16 protein-coding genes are annotated in these 18,981 nt (G+C 63.2%); 6 read left to right on the top strand and 10 right to left on the bottom strand.

Translation table 11 applies throughout. The annotated features are described in order from the left end of the window. Positions 1 to 8: 8 nt before the first annotated feature. From sdhA to CLU87_RS13610, 4 genes are all read right to left on the bottom strand, one after another. The gene (gene sdhA / locus CLU87_RS13625) at positions 9 to 1,817 is read right to left on the bottom strand and encodes a succinate dehydrogenase flavoprotein subunit (protein ID WP_008906046.1); all 1,809 of its coding nucleotides are present in this window, start codon (positions 1,815 to 1,817) and stop codon (positions 9 to 11) included. 22 nt (positions 1,818 to 1,839) lie between these two features. After that, a complete protein-coding gene (sdhD, locus tag CLU87_RS13620; RefSeq protein WP_015015055.1) occupies positions 1,840 to 2,205 on the bottom strand; it encodes a succinate dehydrogenase, hydrophobic membrane anchor protein in 366 nt (121 codons plus the stop codon). 63 nt (positions 2,206 to 2,268) lie between these two features. Beyond that, entirely contained in the window at positions 2,269 to 2,703 is a 435-nt protein-coding gene (gene sdhC, locus CLU87_RS13615; RefSeq protein ID WP_056064896.1) for a succinate dehydrogenase, cytochrome b556 subunit, read from the bottom strand. Between the two features lie 133 nt (positions 2,704 to 2,836). Next, entirely contained in the window at positions 2,837 to 3,625 is a 789-nt protein-coding gene (locus CLU87_RS13610) for a GntR family transcriptional regulator (RefSeq protein WP_056064891.1), read from the bottom strand. Positions 3,626 to 3,861: 236 nt separating this feature from the next. On the opposite strand from CLU87_RS13610, the gene CLU87_RS13605 reads away from it, so the two are divergent. From CLU87_RS13605 to sbmA, 6 genes are all read left to right on the top strand, one after another. Next, on the top strand, positions 3,862 to 4,848 hold the full coding sequence (locus CLU87_RS13605) for a malate dehydrogenase (RefSeq protein ID WP_056064888.1): 987 nt from the start codon (positions 3,862 to 3,864) through the stop codon (positions 4,846 to 4,848). A gap of 20 nt (positions 4,849 to 4,868) precedes the next feature. Then, positions 4,869 to 5,936, top strand: coding sequence for a CoA ester lyase (locus CLU87_RS13600; protein WP_099730772.1), 1,068 nt, complete (start codon positions 4,869 to 4,871; stop codon positions 5,934 to 5,936). A 32-nt stretch (positions 5,937 to 5,968) separates the two neighbouring features. Further along, entirely contained in the window at positions 5,969 to 6,610 is a 642-nt protein-coding gene (locus CLU87_RS13595; RefSeq protein WP_056064883.1) for a hypothetical protein, read from the top strand. Positions 6,611 to 6,698: 88 nt separating this feature from the next. Continuing rightward, entirely contained in the window at positions 6,699 to 9,290 is a 2,592-nt protein-coding gene (gene acnB, locus CLU87_RS13590) for a bifunctional aconitate hydratase 2/2-methylisocitrate dehydratase (protein ID WP_099730771.1), read from the top strand. A 144-nt stretch (positions 9,291 to 9,434) separates the two neighbouring features. Continuing rightward, positions 9,435 to 11,990, top strand: a complete 2,556-nt coding sequence (locus CLU87_RS13585) for an ankyrin repeat domain-containing protein (protein ID WP_099730770.1) — start codon at positions 9,435 to 9,437, stop codon at positions 11,988 to 11,990. Positions 11,991 to 12,140: 150 nt separating this feature from the next. Next, positions 12,141 to 13,130 (top strand): peptide antibiotic transporter SbmA, encoded by a 990-nt coding sequence (gene sbmA / locus CLU87_RS13580; RefSeq protein ID WP_056064875.1) that lies wholly within the window; start codon positions 12,141 to 12,143, stop codon positions 13,128 to 13,130. Positions 13,131 to 13,234: 104 nt separating this feature from the next. Here the strand turns inward: sbmA and CLU87_RS13575 are convergent, their stop codons facing one another. The 6 genes from CLU87_RS13575 to cyoB are packed head-to-tail and all read right to left on the bottom strand — an operon-like array spanning position 13,235 to position 18,978. Then, entirely contained in the window at positions 13,235 to 13,780 is a 546-nt protein-coding gene (locus CLU87_RS13575) for a response regulator transcription factor (RefSeq protein ID WP_056064872.1), read from the bottom strand. Between the two features lie 19 nt (positions 13,781 to 13,799). After that, positions 13,800 to 15,131, bottom strand: coding sequence for an ATP-binding protein (locus CLU87_RS13570; RefSeq protein ID WP_056747020.1), 1,332 nt, complete (start codon positions 15,129 to 15,131; stop codon positions 13,800 to 13,802). Continuing rightward, positions 15,106 to 15,924 (bottom strand): SURF1 family protein, encoded by an 819-nt coding sequence (locus tag CLU87_RS13565; protein ID WP_099730769.1) that lies wholly within the window; start codon positions 15,922 to 15,924, stop codon positions 15,106 to 15,108. Before CLU87_RS13565 ends, CLU87_RS13570 begins: the two co-directional genes overlap by 26 nt. Then, the gene (gene cyoD, locus CLU87_RS13560; protein WP_056064862.1) at positions 15,924 to 16,346 is read right to left on the bottom strand and encodes a cytochrome o ubiquinol oxidase subunit IV; all 423 of its coding nucleotides are present in this window, start codon (positions 16,344 to 16,346) and stop codon (positions 15,924 to 15,926) included. The genes CLU87_RS13565 and cyoD overlap by 1 nt, the downstream gene beginning before the upstream one ends. Next, positions 16,347 to 16,982 carry a cytochrome o ubiquinol oxidase subunit III gene (gene cyoC / locus CLU87_RS13555; RefSeq protein ID WP_015015041.1) on the bottom strand — a complete coding sequence of 212 codons (636 nt, stop codon included), beginning with the start codon at positions 16,980 to 16,982 and terminating at the stop codon, positions 16,347 to 16,349. It abuts the gene before it with no gap. Next, a complete protein-coding gene (cyoB, locus tag CLU87_RS13550; RefSeq protein WP_056064859.1) occupies positions 16,975 to 18,978 on the bottom strand; it encodes a cytochrome o ubiquinol oxidase subunit I in 2,004 nt (667 codons plus the stop codon). Before cyoB ends, cyoC begins: the two co-directional genes overlap by 8 nt. Positions 18,979 to 18,981 lie beyond the last annotated feature (3 nt).

Raw genomic sequence — 18,981 nt, 5'->3', positions numbered from 1 at the left:
GTATCCGTTTAGAACGTGCGAACCTTGGGCGGAACTGAGTCCACGGTCAGGGGTTTGAGTTTGACGGGCTTGTAGGTCAGGCTGTTGCTCTCGCTGTGCCACAGGGTGTGTTTCATCCAGTTGGCATCGTCGCGGCCCAGTGGTGCCACTGGGTCGTCTGCGGGGCGCTCGTAGTCGCTCACGGTGTGGGCACCACGGCATTCCTTGCGGGCAGCAGCAGACACCATCGTGGCTTGCGCAGCTTCGATCAGGTTCTCGACTTCCAGCGCTTCGATGCGCGCGGTGTTGAACACCTTGGAGTGGTCCTTCAGGCCCACGCTATTCACACGGTTGCGCAGCTCGGCGATCTTCTTGACGCCTTCGTCCATGCTCGCTTGCGTGCGGAACACACCGGCGTGCAGTTGCATGCTGGCGCGGATGTCGTTGGCCACGTCCTGGGCATATTCGCCGCTGCTGGCGCCTTGCAGGCGGTTGAGGCGCTCCAGGGTGCGGTCGGCCGCATCCTTGGGCAGGGGCTTGTGGTTCTTGTTCTTGTCGTTGAACTCGACAATGTGGTTGCCAGCTGCGCGGCCGAACACCAGCAAGTCCAGCAGCGAGTTGGTGCCCAGGCGGTTGGCGCCGTGCACCGATACGCAAGAGCATTCGCCCACCGCGTACAGGCCGTTGACCACGAGGTTGTCATTGCCGCCTTGCTGCACCACCACCTGACCATTGATGTTGGTGGGGATGCCGCCCATCTGGTAGTGGATGGTGGGCACCACAGGGATCGGCTCCTTGGTGATGTCCACGTTGGCGAAGTTGACGCCGATTTCGTACACCGAGGGCAGGCGCTTGTGGATGGTTTCTGCGCCCAGGTGGTCCAGCTTGAGCAGCACGTAGTCCTTGTTGGGACCACAGCCACGGCCTTCCTTGATTTCCTGGTCCATCGAGCGGGACACGAAGTCGCGCGGTGCCAGGTCCTTCAAGGTGGGCGCATAGCGCTCCATGAAGCGCTCGCCATTGCTATTGAGCAAAATTGCGCCTTCACCGCGGCAGCCTTCGGTCAACAGCACGCCCGCGCCGGCCACGCCGGTGGGGTGGAACTGCCAGAACTCCATGTCTTCCAGCGGAATGCCGGCGCGTGCAGCCATGCCCAGGCCGTCACCGGTGTTGATGAAGGCGTTGGTCGAGGCGGCAAAAATGCGGCCTGCGCCACCGGTGGCCAGCAGCGTGGTCTTGGCTTCAAGAATGTGCAGATCGCCGGTTTCCATCTCCAGCGCGGTCACGCCCACCACGTCGCCGTCGGCGTCGCGGATCAGGTCCAGGGCCATCCACTCCACGAAGAAGTTGGTGCGGGCCTTGACGTTTTGCTGATACAGCGTGTGCAGCATGGCGTGACCGGTGCGGTCGGCTGCAGCGCAAGCGCGTTGCACGGGCTTTTCACCGTAGTTGGCGGTGTGGCCGCCGAAGGGGCGCTGGTAGATCGTGCCGTCGGTGTTGCGGTCAAAGGGCATGCCCATGTGTTCCAGGTCGTACACGACCTTGGGGGCTTCGCGGCACATGAACTCGATCGCATCCTGGTCGCCGAGCCAGTCGGAGCCCTTGATGGTGTCGTAGAAGTGGTAATGCCAGTTGTCCTCGGACATGTTGCCCAGCGAAGCGCCGATGCCGCCTTGGGCAGCGACGGTGTGCGAACGGGTGGGGAATACCTTGGAGAGAACCGCAACGTTCAGGCCCGCGCGGGCCAGTTGCAGGGATGCCCGCATGCCGGAGCCGCCGGCTCCGATGATGATGACGTCGAACTTGCGCTTGGTGATGTTGGCTTGTGTGTAGCTCATTGTGTACCTTCAATCGCGGGAATCAGAGACGCCACAGAACCTGGATGCCCCAGCCGGCGCAGCTGACCAGCCAGACAATGCTGAACACTTGCAGTGCCAGACGCAGGCCCACGGGCTTGATGTAGTCCATCAGGACTTCGCGCAGGCCGACCCACGCATGCCAGGCAATCGCGACGATCACGGAGAAGGTCAGCACCTTCATCCATTGGGCCGAGAAAATGCCCGCCCATTTGTCGTAGCCGATGGGGCCTTTGGAGAAGATGACCTGGGCCAGCAGGGCCAGGGTGAACAGCGCCATCAGGACTGCCGTGACACGCTGGCTGAGCCAGTCGCGCAGGCCATAGTGGGCGCCGACGACGACGCGCTTGGAACCGTAATTGACGGACATGGAAATTTCCTCTCGTTCTTCAACAGGCGCTGGCTGGCAGCGACCGCCGTTTTTGTGGGTTGATCAGTACAGGCCGAAAAGCTTGGCGCCCAGCACCAGGGCCAGCCCAATGCTGATGACCAGAACGGTCAGAGCAGAGCTCTTGCCAAATTGCTTGTTCACGGCGCTGTGGCTCACGTCCATCCACAGGTGGCGCAGGCCGGCAGTGAAGTGGTGCAGGTAGGCCCAGATCAGGGCCAGAGCGACCAGCTTGATGAACCAGCCAGGCACAAAACCGATGCCGATATTGAAGGCCGCCGAGAATTTGGCGAACGAGATTTCGGAAGACACCGAGGTGTCGAACATCCAGATGATGAAAGGCAGCAGCAGGAACATGATCAGTCCGCTGGCGCGGTGCAAGATCGAAACCCACGCGGCAGGTGTCATGCGGTAGGTCGTCAAGTCCTTGAAGGCATTGATGTTGCGGAATTCAGGCCGTTTTTTGGCTAGTTCTGTCATTTCTGGTGCTTTCGTGGATGTAACTGCTTTGTAATTTGAAGATGCAAAGAACGCAAAATTCTATTGCAACGCAACACAAGGGTTTAGCCGGGCTTGAAATTTTCGACGTTAATGCTCGGGTGCCAGCCTGCTGTCAGCTCAATTCATTACGGTAGTGGTGGGTATCGGTGCGATACAGCCCGCGGCGTAACTCCATGGGAACATCGTTGTAGGTGTAGGCAATGCGCTCGACGCTCAGCAGCGGTGTCACGGGTGTGATTTGCAGCAGTTGGGCTTGTTCCTCGTCGGGCAGCACGGCGCGGATTTTTTCTTCGGCACGCACCATGCGCACGCCAAAGTCGAGTTCGAACATGGCGTAGGTCGGTCCCTGGTAGTTGGCGAGCTGCTCGGCGGTGAGGCCTTTGAATGCTTGTCCGGGCAGCCAGATGTCTTCCAAAATGGTGGGCACTCCTGCAAACGACAGGATGCGCCTTGCCTGCATGACGGCATCGCCGCTGCGCAGCGCCAGTGCGCGGGCCACATCGGCGTTGGCCCGCACGCGGCGGCAATCGATCACGCGGCGCTGCGCAGGGCCTTCCACGCGGGCGTCTCCGGTGTCGGGCAGTAGCTTGAGAAATCGGTACTGCACATGCTGCTCGGCGTGGGTGGCGACAAAAGTGCCTTTGCCCTGCCGGCGCATCACCAGGTTCTCTGCGGCCAGTTCGTCAATCGCCTTGCGTACGGTGCCCTGGCTGACGCGAAAACGTGCAGCCAGCTCCATTTCGCTCGGAATGGCCTCGCCAGGCTTCCATTCGCCCTGCTGCAGGCTTTGCAGGATCAGCCCCTTGATCTGTTGGTACAGCGGGCTGAACGCTGGCGTGGCGGCTCCCGCTGCGCTCTGCGGGGGCGCGGGGCTGTCTGCTGCGAACGGAAGCGATGACATGGTGTGGGATCTGTAAGTTGTGCGTGTGTTGTGGTGCGGCAGTGCGGTTGCCACATGACAATCGAACGACAAACGGGGTGCAATCATATCTTATATAAGACATAAGACAAATTGACCGGGGTGTCCAATCAGGGGTAAACTCCAATGCTGTTTTGCGGGGCACGGGCTACTGGTGACAGGCGCTGGTGCTTGCGTTGCACTCACACCTGTTTTCCTCACTTCCTGGAGTTTTCACCATGAGCAAGAAGCCCGTTCGCGTTGCTGTCACCGGCGCCGCCGGTCAAATCGGTTACGCACTGCTGTTCCGTATCGCCTCCGGCGAAATGCTGGGCAAGGACCAGCCGGTCATTCTGCAATTGCTCGAAGTCCCTGTCGAAGGCCCTCAAAAGGCGCTCAAGGGCGTGATGATGGAGCTGGACGACTGCGCCTTCCCGCTGCTCGTCGAAATGACCGCCCACAGCGATCCCATGACAGCCTTCAAGGATGCCGACTACGCACTGCTGGTCGGCTCGCGCCCACGTGGCCCTGGCATGGAGCGTGCCGAACTGCTGGCCGTCAACGGCGCCATCTTCACGGCACAAGGCAAGGCCCTGAATGCCGTGGCTTCGCGCGACGTGAAGGTGCTGGTGGTGGGCAACCCTGCCAACACCAATGCCTACATCGCCATGAAGTCGGCCCCTGACCTGCCACGCAAGAACTTCACGGCCATGCTGCGCCTGGACCACAACCGCGCTGCCAGCCAGATCGCCGCCAAGACCGGCAAGGCTGTGGCCGACATCGAAAAGCTGACCGTGTGGGGCAACCACTCGCCCACGATGTACGCTGACTACCGTTTTGCCACCATCAAGGGCGAGAGCGTGGCCAAGATGATCAACGATCAGGAGTGGAACGCCAACACATTCCTGCCCACCGTTGGCAAGCGCGGCGCCGCCATCATTGAAGCCCGTGGCCTGTCGTCGGCAGCGTCTGCAGCCAACGCAGCCATCGACCACATGCGCGACTGGGCCCTGGGCACCAACGGCAAGTGGGTCACCATGGGTGTTCCATCCAACGGCGAATACGGCATTCCCAAGGACACGATGTTTGGTTTCCCCGTGACCTGCGAAAACGGCGAGTACAAGATTGTTGAAGGTCTGGACATCGACGCGTTCTCGCAAGAGCGTATCAACATCACGCTGGCCGAACTGCAAGGCGAGCAAGACGGCGTCAAGCACCTGCTGTAATCAAGCTGGTAAACGACGCGATGCAGCCGACGCCTTTGGCATCGGGCCTTCGGGCCGTCCAAGCCTCTGTACCGGGGCCGGGCGCTGCGTCCGTCCATCCGCGCGATGTGTTGCTCGGCGCCCAGGCGCAGACTGGTTTTCTGCCAGTCTGCGACCACTACAGCGGCGTGGAAGTGCGCATGCGCAAAAGCCTGCAATTGCAGGCAGAGATGACGCAGGAATTTGGCACCTGCGTCTTTGATGTCACTCTCGATTGTGAAGATGGCGCGCCTGTCGGGCTGGAGTCCCAGCATGCGTCGCTGGTGGCACGTATGGCAGCCGCTGCGGCTCCAGGGGCTCGGGTAGCGGCTCGTGTTCATGCGGTGGATCACCCCGCTTTTGTCAATGATGTCGCCACGATTGCGGGCGAGGCAGGACACAGGCTGTGCCATCTCATGGTGCCCAAGGTCGAGTCGGTGGATGATGTGCTGATGGCTGAACGTGCGTTGGAGCGCGCGTCGGCGGCTCATGTGCCTCTGCATGTGTTGATCGAGTCCCCCGCTGCCGTGCAGCGCGCTTTTGAAATCGCTTCCCATCCCCGCGTCCAGAGCCTGAGTTTTGGCCTCATGGATTTTGTGTCCGCCCATGGAGGCGCCATTCCCGCACAGGCCATGACCTCTGCCGGGCAGTTCACGCACCCGCTGGTGGTGCGTGCCAAGCTCGAAATCGCCTCGGCGTGCCACGCGCATGGCAAGGTGCCTTCCCATTGCGTAGTGACTGAGTTTTCGGACATGGCAGCCCTGCAAGGTGCTGCCGGCCGCGCATCGCGCGAGCTGGGCTACACACGGATGTGGAGCATCCATCCGGCGCAGATCCGCACCATCCTGCAGGCCTTTGCGCCCCTGCAGGACGATATCGACACCGCAGCCCGGATCATTTCGGCGGCAGCCTTGGAGGACTGGGCACCCATCAGTGTGTATGGGGTATTGCATGACCGTGCCAGCTACCGCTTTTATTGGCAGATTCTGGAGCGCGCCCACAGCACTGGGCGCGCACTACCCTTGGCGGTGCGTCACTGGTTTGACGCATCGACTCTCGTTCCATCGTGAACACCCCTGGACATTTCCACGCAGGACTTCCCATGAAATTCGTCATTGCCTCCGCTCTCATGTTGCTGGCTCCGGCCTTTGCCTTGGCACAAACAACAGCCCAGCCAGCGGCCAAGTCCGACACCAAGGCTGCAGCCAAACCCGCTGCCAAGCCAACCGCCAAGACGGCCGCCAAGCCAGCAGAGGGCAAGACCGCAGCCAAGGCTCCCGCCAAGAGCCATGCCACTGCCAAGGCCGAACCCACCAGCAGCCGTACCCAGCTCAAGAGCGCCACCAACCAGGTGGCGGCCGGCATCATCGCCGCTGAAGCAGCCCTGTCGCCCGCCGAACTGGCGATTGCAGAGCGCGTGCACGTGGGGCGCATGCCCTGTGAGCTCGGTGCTTTTGTCACGGTGACAGCCGATCCCGCCACCCCAGGCCACTTCCATGTGGAAGGCAAGGGTTTCAAGTACTACATGTCGCCGGTCGCGACGACCACGGGCACGGTACGCCTGGAGGACGCCAAGGGTGGTGCCGTGTGGCTGCAGATCGCCAACAAATCCATGCTGATGAACCAGCGCGCTGGTCAGCGTCTGGCTGACGAGTGCATGAGCCCTGAGCAGGTGGTGGTGGCAGAAGCCATCAAGAAGAACCCGCCTGTGAGCGTGCTGGACCCGCTGCCCGCCACCAAATAAAAAACCGCGCGCACCCATCAACGACTGGTGTGTGCCGAGCCGAACGCTACACGCTACGTCCCACTTTAGAACGCAACTGGAGAAAACAATGTTGAAAGCCTACCGAGACCATGCTGCTGAACGCGCCGCACTGGGTATCCCCCCTCTGCCCCTGGACGCCAAGCAGGTGGCTGAGCTGATCGAATTGATCAAGAACCCACCCGCTGGTGAAGAGGCCTTTTTGCTGGACCTGCTCACCCATCGCGTGCCGCCTGGCGTGGACGACGCTGCCAAGGTCAAGGCCAGCTTCCTGGCTGCCGTGGCGCACGGCGACATCACCGTGGGTCTGATCTCCAAGGCCAAGGCCACGGAACTGCTGGGCACCATGGTGGGTGGCTACAACGTGCACCCGCTGATCGAGTTGCTGGACGATGCCGAAGTGGCTGGTGTGGCCGCAGAGGGTCTGAAGAAGACGCTGCTGATGTTCGACTTCTTCAATGACGTCGCTGTGAAAGCCAAGGCAGGCAACGCCAAGGCGCAGGAAGTCATCAAAAGCTGGGCCGATGCCGAGTGGTTCACCACCCGTCCTGAAGTCGAGAAGAAGATTACCGTCACGGTGTTCAAGGTGCCCGGTGAGACCAACACCGACGACCTGTCGCCCGCACCGGATGCCTGGAGCCGCCCAGACATCCCGCTGCACTACCTGGCCATGCTGAAGAACACCCGCCCTGATGCGGCGTTCAAGCCCGAAGAAGACGGCAAGCGTGGCCCGATGCAGTTCATCGAAGACCTCAAGAAGAAGGGCAACCTCGTGGCCTACGTGGGCGACGTGGTGGGCACCGGTTCCAGCCGCAAGTCAGCCACCAACAGTGTGATCTGGGCCACGGGCCAGGACATCCCGTTTGTGCCGAACAAGCGTTTTGGCGGCGTGACCCTGGGCGGCAAGATCGCTCCCATCTTCTTCAACACGCAAGAAGATTCGGGCTCGCTGCCGATCGAAGTCGATGTATCCAAGCTCGAAATGGGCGACGTGGTCGACATCCTTCCCTATGACGGCAAGATCGTGAAGAACGGTGCCACCGTGGCCGAGTTCAAGCTCAAGAGCGATGTGCTGTTTGACGAAGTGCGTGCGGGCGGCCGTATCAACCTCATCATCGGCCGTTCGCTGACGGCCAAGGCACGTGAGTTCCTGGGCCTGCCAGCCTCCACGCTGTTCCGCCTGCCCCAGGCACCTGCCGCTTCGAAGGCCGGCTTCACCCTCGCTCAGAAGATGGTGGGCCGCGCCGTGGGTCTGCCAGAAGGCCAGGGCGTGCGCCCCGGTACCTACTGCGAACCCAAGATGACGACCGTGGGCTCGCAAGACACCACCGGTCCGATGACCCGCGACGAGCTGAAAGACCTGGCCTGCCTGGGCTTCTCGGCCGATCTGGTCATGCAGTCGTTCTGCCACACGGCGGCCTACCCCAAGCCCGTGGACGTGAAGACCCACCGCGAACTGCCTGCGTTCATCAGCAACCGTGGTGGCGTGGCCCTGCGTCCTGGCGACGGCGTGATCCACAGCTGGCTCAACCGCCTGCTGCTGCCTGACACCGTGGGTACGGGCGGCGACTCGCACACGCGTTTCCCCATCGGTATTTCGTTCCCGGCAGGCTCTGGCCTGGTGGCTTTCGGCGCTGCGACGGGTGTGATGCCTCTGGACATGCCCGAGTCGGTGCTGGTGCGCTTCAAGGGCGAAATGCAGCCGGGCGTGACGCTGCGCGACCTGGTGCACGCGATTCCGCTGTACGCGATCAAGGCTGGTCTGCTGACGGTGGCCAAGGCGGGCAAGAAGAACATCTTCTCGGGCCGCATTCTGGAAATCGAAGGCCTGCCCAACCTGAAGGTCGAGCAAGCGTTTGAACTGTCGGATGCTTCGGCGGAGCGCTCCGCAGCCGGTTGCACCATCAAGCTCAACCCTGAGCCGGTCAAGGAATACCTCACCAGCAACGTGGTGCTGATGAAGAACATGATCGCTGACGGCTATGCCGATGCCCGCACGCTGCAGCGCCGCATCGAGAAGGTGGAAGCCTGGTTGGCCAACCCCAACCTGCTCGAAGCCGACAAGGATGCCGAATACGCAGCCGTCATCGAGATCGATCTGGCCGACATCAAGGAACCCATCCTGTGCTGCCCCAACGACCCCGACGACGCCAAGACCCTGTCGGAAGTGGCTGGCACCAAGATCGATGAAGCCTTCATTGGTTCTTGCATGACCAACATCGGCCACTTCCGCGCAGCAGCCAAGCTGCTGGGCGGCAGCCGTGACATCCCCGTCAAGCTGTGGGTGGCTCCGCCCACCAAGATGGACGAGAGCGAGCTGATCAAGGAAGGCCATTACGCCAACTTTGGTGCTGCCGGCGCCCGTACCGAAATGCCCGGCTGCTCGCTGTGCATGGGCAACCAGGCGCAGGTGCGCGAAGGCGCTACGGTGGTGTCCACCTCCACCCGCAACTTCCCCAACCGCCTGGGCAAGAACACCAACGTGTTCCTGGCCTCCGCCGAGCTGGCCGCCATCGCGTCCAAGCTGGGCAAGATCCCCTCGGTGGCCGAATACCACGAAGCCATGGGTATCGTGAACAAGGACGGCGCTTCGATCTACAAGTACCTGAACTTCGACCAGATCGAAGAGTACGCAGAAACCGCCAAGGGCGTCACCGCCTGATCCTCGCGCTCTTTGCGCAACAGAAGCGGCCCTCAGGGGCCGCTTTTTTTTGGCCCACCTTGGGTGTCACACAAAAGTCATCCATTCGTCACTATGCTGGAGTCCATAACAAGACATCCATAACAACAACAAAAGGAGGGAGCCATGGGCAACACAATGGGACGAGGGGTTTTGCTGGTTTTCTGCGCCATCTTTGCGGTGGTGTTCGGTGCTGGTGGGTATTGGGCAGGTTTGCGGCCCTTGGCTGAAACGGCGCTGGCAGTCTGGACCGTGCGCTCATGGCAGCCTGTGCCGGCCCAGCTGCTGGATGTGCAACTGAAGCAGCACGCGGGCAGCGAGGGTGGCACCACCTACCAGGTGCTGGCCCGGTACCGCTACACCGTGGCGGGCCAAACGTACGAAGCGCAGCGTGTGGGGCTGGACCTGCACCCCAGTGCCGACAACGTCGGCGACTGGCAGGCGCAATGGCACCGCGCCCTGCGCCAAGCGCAGGAGCGGGGCGAATCCATCACCGCCTGGGTCAACCCCAAGGCCCCGGCCCAAGCCCTGCTGGACCGCAGCATCCGCTGGCGGCTGCAAATTTTTCGGCTGCCGTTTGCCCTGGTGTTCACCGGCGTCGGGGTGACTGCTGCATGGATGTTTCTGCGCATCTTGAGGCGCCCCCAGGACGATGTGCCAGACCTGGAGCCAACGCATTCCCTGGCCAAGGGGCAGGGGGCGCTGTGGTTCTTCGCGGTATTCTGGTGTGGCATCGCTTTCCCTATGGCCGCCTTGTTCTGGTCGGACGGCAAAGGTCCCTGGTGGGCCAAGGGCTTCATGGGCGTCTTTGTGGTGATCGGCGTGGGCCTGGTCGCTGCCGCCTGGCAGAACAGCCGCAAGGCCTGGCGCTACCAGGGGGTTGGTATGACGGCCCTGCCATCGCGGCCCACGGCGGGGCGATCGGTCGAAATCACGCTGGTGTTGCCTGCGCGGGCTGTGCAGCAAGCGGGGTCCGAAAACTTGCGCATGCAGCTGGCGCAATACCGTGTGGACGAATCCAGCTCCGGTTCGCCCGAGCGCCAGGTGGAGGTACTGAACGCCACGGCGCGGCACCAGTCGACGGGCGATGGCGGCATGCGACTGGTAGCGCGTTTTGAACTGCCTGATGACTCCCCCACCCATGGTTCGCGGCGCGGTGGCGAGCGGGTGGACTGGCGGCTGGAACTGGTGCGCGCCGATGGTGCGCTGGAGCTGGCGTATGACCTGGCGGTCCAGGCCGCCACCCCGTCCTGGGCTGAGGCCGCTTCGGTGCCGGACCGCTTTGACCGGCGGGCGCAGTGGACGCAGGAAGTCCCCATCGAGCCGGTCGTCTTGGGCCGCGATGCCGCCTCTCAGCCGTTGGATCTACCGGGCATGGGGAAGTCTGCTGAATCCCCAGGCTTTCTTCCCCCTGACGTGCGTTTGACCGAGACGCCAGATGCCTGGTCCCTCGCGTTCACGCAGACCGCTTGGCGCTGGTCCGCGGCGGTGGCCCTGGCTTTGCTGGCGCTGGAGTGGTGGGTGAACGACCGCATCCAGCCCCGCGCCCTGGTGCTGCCGAGCGGCTTTTGGGGTTGGTTGGCTGTGTTGGTGCTGCCTGCCTGGGCCTTGCATGCCGCCACCCGGCGGTGGACGCTGCGGGTGCAGGACGATGGCCTGGTCGTGCGTCGCGGCTCTTGGGTTTGGTCTCGCGTGGCCACGTTGCCAGGCGAGTCCAGCCAGTCGCTGGTGCACAAGCTGCAGTTCACGGCGGGGACCCAGGCCTACCACGCGGTGCTGGGCAAGGATGCATCAGGGCATTCGCAAACGCTGACACCAGGGCTGAGCGGCACGGCTGCCGCGCAGGCCGTGGGCCAGGCCGTGGCACGTGCGTGGTTGGATCGTCGGGGGCGCTTCACGCCAGGGGCGCAGCGGCCCCAGGTGGCTGCCCATTCACGCCCAGCCTGGGGTGGTTGGGCATGGCTCTTGGCCTTTGGCTTGCTCGTGTGGTGGGCCCATGGCGGGCGTGCGGTGTGGGGGGCAGGTCGCAGCGCTGTACTGCAAGCCCCTGCGGCAGTGGCTTCATCGCGCATTTGGGCGCCTGCAGATGCCCGCCTGATGGACGCTCAGAACGCGGGCGATGCCAGCGCACTGGCGCAGGCCCTGCGCGATGGCGCCAACCCCAACCTGCTGGCGGACACCGGCTCCTCCGTGCTGATGCTGGCCGCCCACCGGGGGCAGTTGGCGCATGTGGAGGCGCTGCTGCAAGCCGGGGCCGAGCCCGATCTGCGGCAGACGGCCAAGGACAGCGAGCGCGGCGATACGGCCCTGCTGCGGGCCTTTTATGGCGGCCATCTGGCGGTGGCGCAACGCCTGGTGCAGGCGGGTGCCAGCCTGCAAGCCCGCAACCGCTGGGACTGGGGCCCCGTGCACATGGCCGCGCAAAGCGGCTGCGTGCCTTGCCTGGATTGGCTCAAAGAGCAAGGGCAATCGCTGACCGAACCCGCGCCCGCCAGCCGAGGCGAGACCCCCGCCATGCTGGCCGCAGCCAAAGGGCGGGTGGCCGTGCTGCGTTGGCTGGATGAGCAGGGAGTGGATCTTTCGCAGAAAGACCCGCACGGAAAGAGCGCGTTGGATTGGTCGCGCTGGGGTGGGCAGCAGGCGGCTCAGGAATGGCTGGAGCAAAGGGCCCGGCCGCGCTAGCCAGAGGCTGGCGCCGGGTCTGCGCGCGGTGCGAAGGCTGGTTGGCCGGTGTCTGCCCCGGCGGCAGGCGATCAGTGGCATTGTCTACTGCGGAACGATCATTGCGTGTGGCACTCAGAATTCGCAGAACCATTCCAACACGGCACTACGATGTTCAAGTCCTTCTTTTTCGCCCGCCGCTGGTGGGCCTGGTCCATCTTGGGTTCTCTCGTCATTCTTCTGGCCACGGCTTACCGTGTGCAGCTGGACGTGCAGATCAACGACTGGTTCGGCAGCTTTTACGATCTCATACAGGAGGCTCTGGGTAAGCCTGGCAGCATCACCGCAGAGCAGTTCTGGGGACAGCTTTCAACCTTCGCGCGCATTGCCATGATCTATGTGACGACGGCGGTGCTGGCGGATTTTTTCAGCAAACACTACATCTTTCGTTGGCGGCAGGCGATGAATGAGCATTACATGGCGGCCTGGCCACGCCTGCGGCACATCGAGGGTGCGGCACAGCGTGTGCAGGAGGACACCATGCGTTTCGCCCGCACGATGGAAGATCTGGGCCTGAGTTTCATGCGCAGCCTCATGACGCTCGGGGCCTTTCTGCCGGTGCTCTGGACGCTGTCCGACAAAGTCACTGCGCTGCCCTTGATCGGCGCCGTTCCGCATTCCCTGGTCTGGGTCGCACTGGCCTGGTCACTGGGGGGCACGCTGCTGCTGGCCTGCGTGGGTGTGAAGCTACCGGGGCTGGAGTTTCACAACCAGCGGGTGGAGGCGGCGTACCGCAAGGAGCTGGTGCTGGGCGAGGACGACCCGAACCGGGCTTCTCCGCCCACGGCGGCTGAGCTGTTCGCGGGTGTGCGCCGCAATTACTTCCGGCTGTTTTTCCACTACCTGTACTTCGATGTGGTGAAGTGGTCTTACCTGCAGGTGAGTGTGCTGGTGCCCCTGGTGGCTTTGGGCCCCACGCTGATCGCGGGGGTGATCACCCTGGGGGTGATGCAGCAGATTGCCCGGGCCTTTGACAAGGTGCTGGAGTCGTTCCAGTTTCTGGTGCTGAACTGGAGCACGGTGGTGGAACAGATATCGATCTACAAGCGTTTGCGCGCTTTCGAGCAGCAGATGCTGAAGGCGGTGCCTGAGGCTGCCTGAGTGCTGTTTGGGAGCCGCAGGAGCGCGTGACCGGCCGTGCAGATTGCGCCCCGCGAGATGGATCGGCACCGAAACAGGGGAGGGCGGGTCCAAAGCCGTTGCGGCTAACGCACCTGTTTCTTTTCGAGCTTGCGTGTGAGGGTGCGGCGGTGCATACCCAGGCGCCGCGCGGCCTCTGACAGGTTGAAGCCTGTTTCAGCCAGTACCTCGTTGATGCGTTCCCATTCCAGCGTCTTGATGGAACTGGAGCGATTGGTCAGTTCCACCTCGGCATTGCCTTCCTTGAGCCCAAACGCAGCTTCGATGTCGTCGGTGTTGGAGGGCTTGGCGAGATAGTGGCACGCGCCCAGTTTCACGGCTTCCACCGCGGTGGCAATGCTGGCAAAACCCGTGAGCACCACGATCAACATCTCGTCGTCAGCGGCGTGCAGTGTCTGCACGCAGGCCAGGCCTGAGGCCTCTCCCTTGAGCTTGAGGTCCACCACCGCATACCCGGGCTGGTGCTGCTCCAGCAACACCTCTACGTCGGCCAGGCTCGCTGCCTGCAACACGCTGTAGCCGCGCCGTTCAAACGAGCGGGCCAGCGTGCGCGCAAAGGCTTCGTCGTCCTCGACGATCAGCAGCTGTCGTTGCGCTTCTTCAGTGTCCACGGTGGGTTCTTTCGTTCATTCATACCTTCGGGGGGAGCGCAATCGAGGCCAGGGGCAATTCGATGGTCACCTGTGCGCCCCCTTCGGGACGGTTGCGCGCCTCCACGCTGCCACCCAGGGTTCGGGCCACGTTCAGCACCAGATACAGCCCCAACCCTCCGCCAGGGCGGTTTTTGGAGGACTGGTAGGGCGTACCCAGTTTGGACAGCATGTCGGGCGCAAAGCCGGGGCCGGCATCGGTCACGGTCATGCACAAGGCGTCTGCATTGCGCGTAACCGCCAATCTCACCCAGCCTGGCGAGGCGTCGCGAGCATTGTCCAGCACATTGAAAACCATTTGCTTGAGGGTGGTGTCCGACACCATGGGGGTGTCGGTGCCGAAGTCGTTGTCGTAGTCAAACTGGGGGATCGTGCGGGTGCTGCGCCACTCCTGTGCCAGCGCATCGACAAACTTGCGCACAGTGGTCTGCACCGACGCCTCGCCGCGCGTTTCACCCGCCGAGAGCAGGATGCCGCTCACGATGCTTTTGCACCGTTGCACCTGGGTCTGCATCTCGGCAATGTCTTCCTTGAGCGCGGCGTTGCTGGCCAGCCGCTTGTCGTGTTGCCAGTCGCCCAGGATCACCGCAAGGGTGGACAGCGGGGTACCCAGTTCGTGCGCAGCGCCGGACGCCAACAGGCCCATGCGCACGATGTGTTCTTCTTCCACGCGGCGCCGGCGTGCGGCCGCCAGGCGGGCATCGCGCTCGCGCAGGTTGCGGTTGATGCGGGTGATGAACACCATCACCAGCGTGGCGTTGAGCACAAAGCACACCAGCAGCCCAAGCACATACAGGCTCGACAGGCCCTGGTGCAGATCCTGGGGCAGGGCCAGTGGCAGGTGGTGGTCTGCCAGCGCCGCAAAGCACAGGACGGTGATGATCACGATGGACCAGATGTAGGCACCGCGCAGCAGCACGGCGCCGAGCGTGATCTGCAACAGGTACAAAAACACGAAGGGGTTGCTGGTGCCACCGCTCAGGTACAGCTGTACCGTGAGCACCGCCACGTCGATCAGCAGCGCCAGAAACAGCTCCACATTGCGCACCGCGCGGCCCGTGCGCAGGCGCAGCAGGCTCACCACGTTGAAGACCGCCAGGCAGCCGACCACGAGCAGCATCTCCTGCAGCGGCAGCTTCAAGCCCAGGCTGTAGTGCGCCATCTCGATGGTGAACACCTGGCCCACCACTGCAATCCAGCGCAGCTCGATCAGTTGCTGGAGGTTCTTGATCCCGGCGGCGGCGTCGGCGGAACGTGCATTGCGCGGCGCAGTGGCCAGCGCAGGGTCAGGGCGTTGTGGGAGGGTGTTCATCGTGGGTCGGGAGGCGGCTGGTGGCCCGTGCGCCCAGGCGGCGCTCATAGCGTGCCACATACCAGCCGGCAACGACAACCATGAGCGCAAGACCATACCAGGTCAGGGCGTACACCAGGTGGCTGTTGTGGAACCGGATGACGGTCAGGCCAGCGCGGGGCCAGCCGGAGGCGGCTGAAGACGCCGCTGCGGTACCCGGAAGTCCTGCGTCCACAAAAAATGGAGCCGCCCGGGTCAGACCCAGCGCGCTGCTGATGGCCGCCACGTCGCGCGAGTACCAGCGCTGTTGCGCCGGGTCGTTGGTGCGCAGAAAGCCGCCGCCCGGCTCTGGCATGCGCAACAGCCCCTGGACGGTGGCCGTGCCATCGGCGGGTGGCTGAGCCTCCAGCCATTGGGCGCGTTGCTCCTGGGGCACAAAGCCCCGGTTCACCAGCACCTGGGTACCGTCATCCCGTTGCAGGGCAGTCATTACCCAGAACCCCGCGCCCAGCTCGGTGACCGCCTGCGTCAGCACCGTTTTGCCGGGCAGCCAGTGGCCCTGAAAGACCACCGGCAGGTACTCATGCTGTGCGGCACGGATGTCAGACCATTGCTCCACAGGGGGCAGTGCGGCTGGTGCGGCGTGCACCCGTTGGTCTACTCTTTCGATGAGGTCCAGCTTCCAGGCACGGCGCTGGACCTGCCAGGTGCCCAGCGACACAAAGCCCAGAAACAGGGCCATGCCCAGCACCAGCAGGACTGCGCGGCGCAACCCCCGGCGCGGCAGTGCCATGGTGGTGGGGGCTGCAGGCATCAGGGCGTGGAGTGTCCTGGCGCCTCGTGCGTGGGCGGCGTGGGCGTGGGGTGCTCGGGCATCATGTTGGCGTTCATGTGGAACATCACCCACAAGGTTCCCGCGATGGCGATGGCCACGAACACCACGGTGAAGATGGTGGACAGCAGCGTCCAGCCGCCTTCGATCTTGCCGTTCATGTGCAGGAAGAACACCATGTGCACCAGGATCTGGATCACGGCGAAGCCGCCCAGCACCAGCACAGCCGTGTTGCGGTCCGCAATCACCTTGGCCATCACCAGCCAGAAGGGAATGGCCGTGAGGATGACGGACAACACAAACCCCATCACATAGCCCGAAAAGGTGCTGTGGGGGCCTGCGTCGTGGTGGTGATCGTCATGCCCATGCGCATCGTGCGCGTGTGTTGCGTGTTGTGCGCTCATTTACAGCACCCCCATCAGGTACACAAAGGTGAAAACGCCGATCCAGACCACGTCCAAGAAGTGCCAGAACATGGACAGGCACATCAGGCGACGGTTGTTCTCGGGGATCAGGCCATGTTTGCCAATCTGGACCATCAGCACCACCAGCCAGATCAGGCCGAAGGTGACGTGCAGGCCGTGGGTGCCCACCAGCGTGAAGAACGCCGACAGGAAGGCACTGCGCTGCGGGCCTGCGCCCTCGTGCAGCAGGTGTGAGAACTCATACAGCTCCAGGCCCAGGAAGCACAGGCCAAACACGCCCGTGACCGCCAGCCACAGCAGCGTGCCCTTCACGTCGCCCAGCTGCTTGCGCAGCATGGCAAAACCGAAGGTGATGGACGACAGCAGCAGGAAGGCGGTGTTGATGGCCACCAGGGTCAGGTCGAACAGCTGCGCGCCGGTGGGGCCTGCGGCATAGCTGCGGCCCAGCACGCCGTAAGTGGCGAACAGTGCTGCAAAGATGAGACAGTCGCTCATCAGGTACAGCCAGAAACCCAGGGCCGTGCCGTTTTCAGGATGGGGCTCGTGCGCGAGGTGGTACTCGCGCGGGGCCAGGGCGCCTGCTGCGGCGCCAGCGTGGATGCGGATATCAGACATGGCGGGCCAGTTGGAGTGTGCGGGCTTCTTCGGTGGAGATCACTTCGGATGCCGGGATGTAGAAGTCACGCTTGTAGTTGAACGTGTGGATGATGGCGGCCAGAACGACGGCCGCAAACGAGACGCCCGCCAGCAGCCACATGTGCCAGATCAGTGCAAAGCCGAACACCAGCGACAGCCCTGAGATCACCACGCCGGCGCCAGTGTTGGCAGGCATGTGGATGGGCTGGAAGCCCGCCAGAGGGCGCTTGTATCCGTGCTTCTTCATGTCCCACCACGCGTCGATCTCGTGCACCACGGGGGTGAAGGCGAAGTTGTAGTTGGGTGGAGGCGAAGAGGTAGCCCATTCCAGCGTGCGGCCGTCCCAGGGGTCGCCCGTCCAGTCGCGCAGTTGTTCGCGCTTGAGGAAGCTGACCACCAGCTGGATCAGGAAGCAGCCAATGCCTGCGGCAATCATGGCCGCGCCGATGGCAGCGATGACGAACCAGATCTGCAGCGACTGGTCTTCGAAGTGGTTGGCACGGCGGGTGACGCCCATCAGGCCCAGCACATACAGCGGCGTGAACGCCACCCAGAAGCCCACCAGCCACAGCCAGAAGGAGCGCACGCCCCAGGTGCGGTCCAGCTTGTAGCCAAACGCCTTGGGGTACCAGTAGTTGATGCCGGCAAACATGGCAAACACCACGCCGCCGATGATCACGTTGTGGAAGTGGGCGATCAGGAACAGGCTGTTGTGCAGCACGAAGTCGGCCGGGGGCACGGCCAGCAGCACGCCGGTCATGCCGCCGATGGCGAACGTGACCATGAACGCCACGGTCCACATCATGGGCAGCTCGAAGCGGATGCGGCCCTTGTACATGGTGAACAGCCAGTTGAAGATCTTCGCGCCCGTGGGGATCGAGATGATCATCGTCGTGATACCGAAGAAGGTGTTCACGCTGGCGCCCGAACCCATGGTGAAGAAGTGGTGCAGCCACACCAGGTACGACAGGATGGTGATACACACCGTGGCATACACCATGGACGTGTAGCCGAACAGGCGCTTTTTGCTGAACGTGGCGACCACTTCGGAGAACACACCGAACGCGGGCAGCACCAGGATGTACACCTCAGGGTGGCCCCAGATCCAGATCAGGTTCACGTAGAGCATGGGGTTGCCACCCAGCTCGTTGGTGAAGAAGTTGGTGCCGACATAGCGGTCCAGCGACATCAGCACCAGTGCGGCCGTGAGCACGGGGAACGACGCCACGATCAGTGCGTTGGTGCACAGGGCGGTCCAGGTGAACACGGGCATCTTCATCAGGCTCATGCCCGGCGCGCGCATCTTGATGATGGTCACGATCAGGTTGATGCCCGAGAGCGTCGTGCCCACCCCCGCTATCTGCAGCGCCCAGATGTAGTAGTCCAGGCCGGTGCTGGGGCTCTGCGCCCCCAGGTTGGACAGTGCCAGCCAGCCGGAGGTGGAGAACTCGCCCAGGAACAGCGACACCATCACCAGCACGGCGCCGGCCGTGGTCATCCAGAAGCTGAAGTTGTTCAGGAACGGGAACGACACGTCGCGCGCGCCGATCTGCAGCGGCACCAGGTAGTTCATCAGGCCGGTGACCAGCGGCATCGCCACGAAGAAGATCATGATCACGCCGTGGGCGGTGAAGATCTGGTCGTAGTGGTGCGGCGGCAGGTAACCCATGTTGTCGCCAAAGGCCATGGCCTGCTGCAGGCGCATCATCACGGCGTCGGCAAAGCCGCGCAGCAGCATCACGAGGCCCAGGATCATGTACATGATGCCGATGCGTTTGTGGTCAATGCTGCAGATCCAGTCGCGCCACAGGGGTCCCCACAGGCGGAACTTGGTGATGCCGGCCAGAACGACCAGGCCGCCCAACACCACGGCAATGAAGGTGGCCAGCACGATGGGCTCATGCGCCATCGGTACGGCGTCCCAGCTCAGGCGGCCCAGCGCCCAGTGGGATGGAGAAAGGGTTTCGGAGGACATAGG

Origin of the sequence: Acidovorax sp. 59 (assembly GCF_002754175.1) — a bacterium.
Taxonomy (GTDB): domain Bacteria; phylum Pseudomonadota; class Gammaproteobacteria; order Burkholderiales; family Burkholderiaceae_C; genus Acidovorax; species Acidovorax delafieldii.
Note: the sequence above shows the minus strand (reverse complement) of the source record. Positions and strands in the feature narration are given on the sequence as shown.

Bases quoted from the DNA above. Each gene is read 5' to 3' on its own strand.
- sdhA (WP_008906046.1), bottom strand. From the start codon at position 1,817: ATGAGCTACACACAAGCCAACATCACCAAGCGCAAGTTCGACGTCATC.
- sdhD (WP_015015055.1), bottom strand. From the start codon at position 2,205: ATGTCCGTCAATTACGGTTCCAAGCGCGTCGTCGTCGGCGCCCACTAT.
- sdhC (WP_056064896.1), bottom strand. From the start codon at position 2,703: ATGACAGAACTAGCCAAAAAACGGCCTGAATTCCGCAACATCAATGCC.
- CLU87_RS13610 (WP_056064891.1), bottom strand. From the start codon at position 3,625: ATGTCATCGCTTCCGTTCGCAGCAGACAGCCCCGCGCCCCCGCAGAGC.
- CLU87_RS13605 (WP_056064888.1), top strand. From the start codon at position 3,862: ATGAGCAAGAAGCCCGTTCGCGTTGCTGTCACCGGCGCCGCCGGTCAA.
- CLU87_RS13600 (WP_099730772.1), top strand. From the start codon at position 4,869: ATGCAGCCGACGCCTTTGGCATCGGGCCTTCGGGCCGTCCAAGCCTCT.
- CLU87_RS13595 (WP_056064883.1), top strand. From the start codon at position 5,969: ATGAAATTCGTCATTGCCTCCGCTCTCATGTTGCTGGCTCCGGCCTTT.
- acnB (WP_099730771.1), top strand. From the start codon at position 6,699: ATGTTGAAAGCCTACCGAGACCATGCTGCTGAACGCGCCGCACTGGGT.
- CLU87_RS13585 (WP_099730770.1), top strand. From the start codon at position 9,435: ATGGGCAACACAATGGGACGAGGGGTTTTGCTGGTTTTCTGCGCCATC.
- sbmA (WP_056064875.1), top strand. From the start codon at position 12,141: ATGTTCAAGTCCTTCTTTTTCGCCCGCCGCTGGTGGGCCTGGTCCATC.
- CLU87_RS13570 (WP_056747020.1), bottom strand. From the start codon at position 15,131: ATGAACACCCTCCCACAACGCCCTGACCCTGCGCTGGCCACTGCGCCG.
- CLU87_RS13565 (WP_099730769.1), bottom strand. From the start codon at position 15,924: ATGCCTGCAGCCCCCACCACCATGGCACTGCCGCGCCGGGGGTTGCGC.
- cyoD (WP_056064862.1), bottom strand. From the start codon at position 16,346: ATGAGCGCACAACACGCAACACACGCGCACGATGCGCATGGGCATGAC.
- cyoC (WP_015015041.1), bottom strand. From the start codon at position 16,982: ATGTCTGATATCCGCATCCACGCTGGCGCCGCAGCAGGCGCCCTGGCC.
- cyoB (WP_056064859.1), bottom strand. From the start codon at position 18,978: ATGTCCTCCGAAACCCTTTCTCCATCCCACTGGGCGCTGGGCCGCCTG.